Consider the following 9,889-nt stretch of genomic DNA (forward strand, 5'->3'; position numbering starts at 1 on the left):
AGAGAAGGTAGCCAGCCCGACGAAGGCAACGGCGGTGACGCAGCGCCCGGACCGGGTCTCCGCCGCGCTCACTGCCCGTCTGCAAGGCAGTCGGGTGATTATCGGAGATGAGACGACCGAGTACAGCATCACCTATGCCAACCCCGACTCCACGGTGACGACCGAAACCACGAGCGGCCCGGCCCGGGTCCGCCGCGGTGACGGCTGGATCCCGATCGACACCGTCCTCAGGCGGGACGGGGACGTGTTCAAGCCGGCGGCGGCAGTCGGCGGCGTCGAAATTTCCGCTGGTGGTGGTAGCGCTGCGCTGGCGAAGATGACTTACGGTCGTGGGCAGTCACTGGCCCTGTACTGGCCGACGGCGCTGCCAGTGCCGCGAATCGAGGGTGCTAGATCGGTCTACGTCGATGCGGCGGGACCGGGAGCGGATCTTGTCGTTACCGCACTGCCAGCTGGCTTCCGTCATGACGTGGTGATCCGGCAGCGCCCGTCGGCGCCGGTCACGTTCGCGCTGCGGGTGCGGACGAACGGGCTCACCATGGCCAGGACGCCAGCCGGAGGGCTGACGTTGACCGATGCGAAGGGTAAACAGGTCGCGCGTGCCCACCCGCCATTCATGTTCGACTCGCCAAGGTCGAGTGGCGAGCGGCAGGGGTGGGCGAAAGGCCCTCAACGTCGGGCAAACGTAAAAGCCGACGTGATAAGTCGGGGCGGCCAGCAGTTCCTCGAGCTCAAGCCCGATGCGGCCTTCCTCGCGAATCCGAGCACCACGTACCCCGTCACCGTCGATCCCACCACCACACTCGCCGTGAACGACGACGTCACCGTCTTCTCTCCCGGTCCCGGAACGGGCGGCGGTTACAACTCCGACGGCGACGCGGTCGTCGTCGGCCAGCACGACATGACCAGCGGCGGTCAGTCCGGGCGATCGTATTCGCGCGTGTTGGTTGACTTTGAGACGAGCGGGTTGGTCGGCAAGACGATTACGGATGCCAAGCTGCAGTTGAATGCGGCCGGCTCAGGAGGCGGCGGCTGCGTCGAGGGCCTGACCATCAAGGCGCAGCGCATCACGGGGGACTGGAGTTACAACTGGTCAACCCTGCCCGCCACCACCACGGCGGGGGAGCAGCAGGCGCAGGAGCCGGGGCCCTGCTCGGCAGGGCAGTCGCCAGCGGGATCCTGGATCTGGCCGATCACCGACATCGCCAACGCGTGGGCCGCGGGAGCACCAAACCACGGCGTCATGTTGCGGCTGACCGAAGAATGGCCGGTCTACCTTGAGAGGTCGTACGCCCGCGCGTTCCAGTCCACCGAGGCGCAAGGTGCCGGCGCGCAGCCGCCGAAGTTGGTGGTGACGTATGGGTCGACCCCGATTACCGGCGCGGTACGGGCCGCGCCGATCAGCGCGGGGGACGGCAGGACCTTCACATCGACGACGACTCCCACCCTGTATGCGGCGGTGAAGGACGCCGAGGGCGGTCCGCTGCGGGCCGAGTTCCAGGTCGAACGTGACCCGGCCGCGGGTCAGGGCACCGGCCAGCTCTGGTCCGGTGCCGTCGACGGAGTGCAGAGCGGCTCGGACGCCAAGGTGATCGTGCCCGGCGGGGTGCTGTTCGACGGTACGCGATCGCGGTGGCGTGCTCGTGCTTTTGACGGCCTCGAATACTCCGACTGGTCGGCGTGGAGCCTGCTCACCGTGGACGCGGTCGTGCCGGATCCGCCGGTGGTCACCTGCCCCGAACTGTCCAGGGACAGCTGGAACCGGCGGTTACGCTCCGTGGACGAGGCAGTCCCGTGCTCTGTGAAGTCCGTCGCCAGCGATGTCAGGGAATACAAGTGGGGGCTGGACGACCCCGGCACGCCGACCGTGGGCGAGATACCACTGAGACCCGATCCGACGGAGAAGGGGATCGGAATCGACGTCCTCGTGCCCGACGGCTGGCACACGCTGTACGTACGCTCACGGGATGCGGCCGGTAACACCTCGCCGCCGGTGTCCTACTCGTTCGGTTACGGAATCGGCGCGATGACCTCGCCGTTGCATGAGGACCGCACCCAGCAGGCCGTCAGCCTGGCGGCTTCGGCGCCACCCACCCGTACCGCTGTACGGTACGAGTACCGCGTCAACCCGTACTACGACTATGTGCCTATTCCGTCGAAGGACGTCAACGTGCCGGGCTCGACCAGCCCGTTGACCGGTTGGCCCAACGTCCGTAGCGACACCAGCAGGAACTTCCCCGGCCTGACCTGGAACGTCGCGAAGACACTCGGCGGCCTCTACACCTGGGTCGAGGTGCGAGCGTGCTTCAGCGGCGGTGGCGCCGAGGCATGCACCACCGCCGGCGTCTCGGTCACGCTGGAAACGTCGGGCTTCGGCATCTCGAACTCTGTCGGCAGCCTGGGCCCGGGCAAAGTGGCCATGACCACCGGCGATTACACCGTCGCGGACACCGACGCCGAGGTCTTTGGGATGACGGTCGAGCGTACCCACGTGTCGCTGAAGCCGTACCAGGATGACGCCTTCGACGGGCGGAGCCGGGAGAAGAAGGTGTTCGGTCCGGGCTGGACGGCGTCGTTCTCCGGCGCGGAGTCGGAGGTCGTCGACTTCCAGCTGACCGAACAGTCCAGCGGCAACGTTGTACTCGACGGCCCGTCCGGGGAGACTCTCACGTACCTCGCCAGCCCGCGGTCGAGCAAGCTGGTCGGCGTCGGCGAGGCGAGCGACAGCTGGCTGGTGAAGGACTCCGACACGCAGTACACGCACGTTGGCGCCAACGGGGTGAAGACCGTTTTCACCCAGCAGGGCAGTTGGGTCGTAACCAAGATCGTGTTGCCCGGCGGAACAACTCTCGGCAACTACTCCCGTGACGCCGACGGCAGGCTAACGAGGGTCGTCGCCCAGATCGAGCCCGGTGTCGTCTGTTCCACCACGTTGAAACCGGGTTGCCGGGCGTTGAGCATCAGCTACGCGACCAGCACCACCGCCAGTGGCGTGGACTCCGGCTGGGGAGACATCGCCGGTCAAGCCAAGCAGGTCAGCTTCACCGCCTACGACCCCACCGGCTCGGCCATGAAAACCACCGTCCTGGCCACCTACAAGTACGACTCGACCGGCCACCTGCGGCGAGTCACCGATCCCCGGACCGGTCTCAGTACCGGGTACGCCTACACGCCGGACGGCAGGGTCAGCGAGGTCACTCCACCGGGTCTCGCACCGTGGCGCATGCGGTATGACAACACGGGCCGCATCGCCGACGTACAACGGGAAGCGGGTGCGGTGGACCCCACCTGGGCGGTCGCCTACGACGTTCCCATCGGGGGCGCCGGTGGGCCGGTGGAGCTTTCGGCGACGGAGACGGCCAAGTGGGCTCAGACGGTTGATCTGCCCCGAGCCGCTGGCGCCCTTTTCCGACCTTCGCACGTACCGCCGAGGGGAACGGACGGGGCGTACCGGCCCGTCGCCGCGGACTGGTCGTACAGCCAGCTCAGCTACTACGACGCGAACGGACGCACGGTCAACACGGCAAGCTTCGGCGCGGGCGCCTGGCAGATAGACACCGCACGCTGGGACGGCAAGGGCAACGTGACCTGGTCGCTCAGCGCCGCTGCCCGCGCAGCGGCGCTGGCACCGACACCTGACACAGACCCCTACACCGCTGGACGCCCCTCCTCCGCCGAGCGAGCTGACCTGCTCGCCAACGTCACCGTGTACGCCGACAACGGGAACCTGGTCAGCCAGGAGGGCCCGGCCCATCTCGTCGCCCTGGTGTCCGGCGCAACGGTGTCCGCGCGGCTGCGGCTTACCAACAGCTACGACGAAGGCAGGCCCCTGTCGCACGAGGACTACCGCCTACCGACCACCGCGTCGTCGGGGCCAGCCGTTCTCGACGGTACCGCTTCGCCGAGCGCCCAAGACGTCGCCATCAGCAAGCTGGAATACGACCCCGTCATGTCGGGCGACCCGTCGGGGTGGACATTGTTCAGGCCGACCACGACCAAGGTTGTCCTTGGTGCCGGCCAGGTCGACATCGTCAAACGAACCCGCTACGACATCCACGGCAGGGTCGTGGAGGAACGCTTGCCCCGGTCCTCGGGTGCGGACGCGGCCACGACGGTGATCAGCTACTACACCGTCGGAGCGCACCCGACCGTCGCCGCGTGTGGCAACAAGCCACACTGGGCCGGGCTGCTCTGCCGATCGGCGCCGGCAGGCCAGCCCGACACCGGAAAGCCACTCCCCGTGCGGACGATGGCTTATGACTATTACGGTGGCAGTACCACGGCTACCGAGAACGTGGGGTCGACGACCCGCACCACCACGTTCACTTACGACAACGCCGCGAGGCTGGTCAAGTCGGCGGTCGTCGTCACGCCATCCGCTTCCGGAGGCGTGACCGTGCCGGAGAACGTGTACACGTACGACGTGAGCACCGGACTCTCAACGGGTAACCGATCCGGCTCCGACAGTGTCGTCATCACACACGATTCCTTCGGTCGCGCGGTTTCGACCACCGACTCCACCGGCAACGTGGCCAGCGCGACATTCACCATTGATGGCCAGATCGCCACGTCCAACGACGGCAAGGCGACCACGACCTTTACCTACGACGGAACGGACGCCGCAGGTCGGACGGAGCGCCGTGGACTGCTGGTGAGAAGCCACAACGACGGAGTTGGCGATTTTGTCGGCGCCTACGACGCGGGCGGGCGACTCGCCGTTGAGCAGTATCCCAACGGCTTGACCGCAGGCCACCGGTACGACAGCACCGGCAGGCCGGTTGCGCTCAGCTATGTCAAGGACAACGTGTCATGGCTGAATTTCAGCGCCGTGCCGGACGGGTTCGCCCGCACGACCACGCAGCAGGGCCCCGGCGGCAGCGAACAGAAATTCCAGTACGATGCCGCCGGCCGGCTGACCAAGGTCAGTGACACCTTCGCTGGCCTGTGCACCACCCGAACCTACGCCTTCACCGTGAACAGCAACCGCACCCGCATGGCCACCTACCCGGCGGGAAGCGGCGGCACGTGCAGCACCGCGACGGACCCACGCATTCAGACGTACGACTACGACCAAGCCGATCGCCTGACAAACCCCGGATACGAGTACGACGACTTTGGACGGACCACCAGGGTGCCAGCCGCTCACGCGGCGGGCAGCGCCGACCTGACCAGCACCTATTACGCGAACAACCTGGTCGCCTCACTCAGTCAGGGTGATCGGACGGCCAGTTTCACGCTGGACCCAGCGGGCCGGATCAAGACGATGACCACCAATGGCGGCCCCGGGTCGGGTACGGTGACCAACCACTACTCTGGCAGCGACGACAGCCCTGCCTGGATCACCGAGGCCGACGGCAGTTGGACCCGCAACATCCTCGGGCTCGCCGGGTTGGCCGCCATCCAGACCAGTAACGGCTCGTCCACGCTCCAGTTGACCAACCTTCATGGCGATGTCGTCGCCACCAGCGACAACACCGTCAACGCCGCGGGCGTCCAGTCATACACCGAGCACACTGAGTACGGGCTGCCGCGGGACAACTCCGCCACGCCGGGTCGGTACGGGTGGCTGGGTGCACAGCAGCGTTCCGCGGACGCCCTGGCCGGACTCGTCCTCATGGGCGCGCGCCTCTATAACCCGGCCACGGGCCGGTTCCTCCAGGTCGATCCGGTTTCCGGTGGGAGTGCCAACGCCTACGACTACTGCAGCGGGGACCCGGTCAACAAGACCGACCTGGGAGGCACCGAGGAAGTCTTCGAGTATTCGAAGCAGACGACGCAGTACATAGCCCCGACCCGCCCGTACCAGGCACCGTACGACTGGGAAGATCGGGCTGAGATGGTGTTCGGATACATCCCGTTCCTTGGGCCGAACATCAAGAGTGTGGAGATCTACCGGGCGGAACGCATCGTCGCCCAGGCAAGGGTGTACACCCAACGGCGGACAGTGTATCGATGCCCGAGCGGTGCCATCGCTACCAGAATCGGTAGCTGTCTGCTTCGTGGCAAGACGGTGATGCCCAGGGCGATAACCCAGACGCGTACCAGAACCGAGACGACGTATCAGCACCAAGCTCGGGAGCTTTGGGTGACCACGTACCGGAGCGGCACCAAGGCCCGGAAATATACGGAGTGGTTTCTGGTCCGGCAATGGGTCGAGAATTACTACAGCAACTGGCGCGAACCCGCAGGGCCTATCGGCTGAGGGACCGCTTCACTGAATCCGTGACGCCTGGGAGTTGCCGGTCCCGCCGGCAACTCCCAGCGCCAGTTGGCCAAGCTCGCGCGTTCGACCGCGGCCCGAGCGCTGGTGATGCCCTGGTCCGCGCCCTGGCATCGGACGACATCCTCCACCGGGCTCCTCCTCGGCCGCGGCGACACCGCCGTCGTCGAAGCGTCCCGCAGCTCAGGTGCGCAGCAGTGGCAGCAGTTCGTCGCCCTGGCGCGTGATTTCGCGAAGGTAGGGCGTGTCGGAGAGCACGAAGTGGGTGACGCCGAGCCGCTGGTACTTGCGCAGCGAGTTCGCCACGTCCTCGGCGGAGCCGACCAGCCAGGTGGTGCCCGCTCCGCCGCCACCGAACCTGCCGGGGGTGGTGTAGAGGTTGTCGTCGAGGACCTCGCCGCGTGTGGCGAGGTCGAGCAGGCGGCGCTGGCCGACGGCGGTCCGCCACCTGTGGTCGCGGGCGACACCGACGCCCTTGGCCATGGCGGCAACCTTGGCTTCGGCATCGGCCCAGGCCTGCTCGGTGGTGTCTCGCACCAGTGTGGTGACCCGTAGCCCGAATTCCAGCGGCGCGTGTTCACGTCCCAGCTTCTCGCTGAGCTGCTTGAGTCGCTCGATCCGATCGGCCACGCCGTCGAGTGGCTCGCCCCAGAAGAGCTGGACGTCGGCTTCGGTGGCGGCCACCTCTTCGGCGGCGGGGGAGGCGCCACCGAAGTAGAGCCGGGGGTGGTGGCGTTCGCCCCGGACGACCGGTCGCAGCGCCAGGGTGGCGTCGGTGACGGTGAAGTGCTCACCCTGGTAGGTGACGCTCTCCTGGGTCCACAGCTTGCGCACGATCTGCAGGAATTCTCGGGTACGGGCGTAGCGGTGGGCCGGGTCGCTCTCGCCGTCGCCGTATGCGGCCAGATCGTCCTTGCCTGAGACGATGTTGAGGAGCGTGCGGCCCTGGCTGAGGTGGTCGAGGGTCGCGGCGGCGGAGGCGAAGTTGGCGGGCCGCCAGTAGCCGGGCCGGATCGCGATCAGCGGCTGGAACGTGGTCGTCCGGGCGGCGAGCGCGGTGGCCACCGTGAAGGTGTCGGGCCGGCCCCAGCCGGTCCCGATGAGCGCCCCGCCCCACCCGTGCTCCTCAAGGGCCCTGGCGTGGTGGGTGAGGGTCTCCAGGCTGTTGTGGTTGTCGGTCACGTCGTCGCCGCGGTGGCCGGGCTGGACCTGGTTCGGGATGTACCAGAGGAACTCGAGGCTCATCAGAGGGTCTCCCCGCTTCGGGGGCGGAACGGCGACAGCCGCCCCGCCCCGGTGGGTTCGGTCAGCGGAACAGCCGTGGCGCGTTGCGCAGCGTGTGCGCGGCGACGTCGCGGCCGAGCCGTACGCCGGCCTCGTCCGCGGTCCGGGTGTGGATGCCCGACCACACCCGGGCGTCGACGTTCTCGCTGGTGGGTCGCCGCCAGTCGCGGTAGGTCCGGGTGGCGCCGGGAAGGCTCGGGCTGGTGATGGTGTACGGCTCCCGGGCCTGCGGCCCCAGCAGGGCGGTGAGCACCTGCTCGGCGGCCCCGGAGTAGGTGTTGTGTCCGCTCGGGTAGTCCGGATGCGCCGGCGTGGTGTGCAGCGGCGTCCAGGCGGGGTCGCCGCCCGCGTCGGCGCGGATGGCGGTGACGGGCCGCCAGCTGAGGTAGGCGTACTTGGCGTCGGAGGTCGCGATCTGGGTGTCGACGAGCGCGACGTGGAAGATGGCCACGAGGCTCGCCCGCCCGGCGACCGGCCCGGTGGACTGCGCGAGCGCGGCGCGCAGGATCCCGGTGTAGAGGGTCAGCGACGAGCCGAGCCAGAAGGTCGCCGTGTCGGTCTGCTGCGGTGTGCGTACGGCGCTGTCCAGCGCCCCGTACGCCCGGACTTCGGTGAGGTCCGCCCGGTAGCGCTCCGAGTTCAGGACGGGCGGTGGACCGGGCCGGTACCGGTCCGCGCGGTCGACCAGGAACGGCCGGGCGAAGCGGGTTCCGGCCTGCTGGGCGGGGGAGAAGCTCGGTGGGGTGGGCTGCCAGTGACCAGGGCCCGGTTCGGGGTTCGGATACGCCGGGTTGACGGAGGCGGGGTCGAGCCCGTCGTCCATGCGCTGGGCCAGCAGCGAGCGTGCCTCGGCACGGCCGGTGGACGTGCCCCGGTCCTTGGCCCGCCCGTCGGGGATCCGGTCCAGTGTGGTCCGCAGTGCCGTGTCGAGCGCGGCAGCATTCTCGGGAATCAGGACGCTCAGCACGGTGTGGACGGCGGACGCGAGCGCGGCGTCCCGGTAGTGGCGGGGGTTTCCGGTGGGCGCGGTGCCGGTGGCGCGGGCGGCAGCGAGCCAGCTGATCGCCCACGCGCGGTTGTTGGTGACCTGCGGCCGGGTGCCGGTAGCGATGGCGGCAGCGGTGGCGTCGTACCACGCCAGAGCGGTGTCGGTCGTGGTGGCGGCGGCCGGACCGGCGGGCAGGGCGGCGACCAGGACGGCGGCGGCGGTCGTCGCCACCGCGCGGCGCCAGCCGCGGGGGCTGGACAGGGTCATGATGCGGTGGCTCCTCGGGTGGGATGGGTGCGGCGTGCCTCGGCTGCTCATCGGGCCGGTCCGGCGGCGTGAGGCGTCGTCCGGCCGCGTCGGCGGTTGGCCGGATCGGTGACAGACGGCGGCTGGTAGCCGGCATCGGCGGGGTTCAGGGTGGTGCCGGGCGGGACGATGGCGTCGATGCGGTCCAGCACGTCCTCGGACAGCGTCACCTTGGCGGCGCCGAGCTGTGACTCCAGGTGCGCCAGGGTGCGCGGTCCGATGATCGCCGACGTGACCGCGGGGTGTTCGAGGACGAAGGCGATCGCGAGGTGGATGAGGGAGAGCCCGGCCTCGTCGGCGAGCGTGGGCAGTTCGTCGACGGCGGTCAGCTTGGCGGCGTTGGCGGGCAGGGTCGGGTCGAACCGGGCCGGAAGCCGTTCGGCGCGTCCGGAGATCGGCGCCATAAGGCCGGAGTGGTAGCGGCCGGACAGCCAGCCGCCCGCCAGCGGGCTCCAGGGAATGACCGCCAACCCGTACCGCTGGGCCACCGGTAGCACCTCGCGCTCGACGCCGCGGGCCAGAATCGAGTACGGCGGCTGCTCGCTGACCACCCGCTCCCGGCCGCGCCGCTCTGCGATCCACTGCCCCTCGACGATCGCCGACGGCTCGAACGTGGACGTGCCGAGGTAGCGGATCTTGCCCTGGCGTACCAGGTCGGTGAGCGCGCCGAGGGTTTCGTCGAAGTCGGTCTCCGGCTCCGGCCGGTGGGCCTGGTAGAGGTCGATCCAGTCGGTGCCCAGCCGGCGCAGGCTGTTCTCCACCGATCGGACGATCCAGCGGCGTGAGTTGCCGCGGTGTTGCGGGTTGTCACCGACCTGGCCGTGGAACTTGGTGGCCAGGAAGACGTCGTCGCGCCGCCCGCCCGCGAGGGCCTTTCCGACGATCTCCTCGGACTCGCCGTTGGAGTAGATGTCCGCGGTGTCGATGGCGTTGATGCCCTCGTCGAGAGCCCGGTGGATGATCCGGATGCCGTCCTCGTGGTCCGGGTTGCCCCGTTGTCCGAAGTTCATCGCGCCCAGGGTCAGGGAGCTGATGCGGACGCCGGTGCGTCCGAAGGGTCGTTGGTCGACCATGGCTTCTCCTTGGCGGTG

At 68.7% G+C, this 9,889-nt stretch carries 4 protein-coding genes; 1 reads left to right on the forward strand and 3 read right to left on the reverse strand.

All coding sequences use genetic code 11. From position 1 onward, the window contains the following. Nucleotides 1–34: 34 nt before the first annotated feature. Nucleotides 35–6,202, forward strand: a complete 6,168-nt coding sequence (locus AB0B55_RS16195; RefSeq protein ID WP_357172054.1) for an RHS repeat-associated core domain-containing protein — start codon at nt 35–37, stop codon at nt 6,200–6,202. A 201-nt stretch (nt 6,203–6,403) separates the two neighbouring features. On the opposite strand, the gene AB0B55_RS16200 is transcribed toward AB0B55_RS16195, so the two are convergent. The 3 genes from AB0B55_RS16200 to AB0B55_RS16210 form a co-directional block, all read right to left on the reverse strand. Next, nucleotides 6,404–7,465: an LLM class flavin-dependent oxidoreductase gene (locus AB0B55_RS16200; RefSeq protein ID WP_357172055.1), complete on the reverse strand. Its 1,062-nt coding sequence runs from the start codon at nt 7,463–7,465 to the stop codon at nt 6,404–6,406. A gap of 61 nt (nt 7,466–7,526) precedes the next feature. After that, nucleotides 7,527–8,759, reverse strand: a complete 1,233-nt coding sequence (locus AB0B55_RS16205; protein ID WP_357172056.1) for a vanadium-dependent haloperoxidase — start codon at nt 8,757–8,759, stop codon at nt 7,527–7,529. Between the two features lie 47 nt (nt 8,760–8,806). Further along, nucleotides 8,807–9,871 carry an aldo/keto reductase gene (locus tag AB0B55_RS16210; protein WP_357172057.1) on the reverse strand — a complete coding sequence of 355 codons (1,065 nt, stop codon included), beginning with the start codon at nt 9,869–9,871 and terminating at the stop codon, nt 8,807–8,809. Nucleotides 9,872–9,889: the final 18 nt, after the last annotated feature.

The sequence above is a fragment of the Micromonospora sp. NPDC049107 genome, from assembly GCF_040648595.1.
Taxonomy (GTDB): Bacteria; Actinomycetota; Actinomycetes; order Mycobacteriales; family Micromonosporaceae; genus Micromonospora.

Excerpts from the sequence above, each read along its gene's own strand:
- AB0B55_RS16205 (WP_357172056.1), bottom strand. The coding sequence starts at position 8,759 with ATGACCCTGTCCAGCCCCCGCGGCTGGCGCCGCGCGGTGGCGACGACC.
- AB0B55_RS16210 (WP_357172057.1), bottom strand. The coding sequence starts at position 9,871 with ATGGTCGACCAACGACCCTTCGGACGCACCGGCGTCCGCATCAGCTCC.
- AB0B55_RS16200 (WP_357172055.1), bottom strand. The coding sequence starts at position 7,465 with ATGAGCCTCGAGTTCCTCTGGTACATCCCGAACCAGGTCCAGCCCGGC.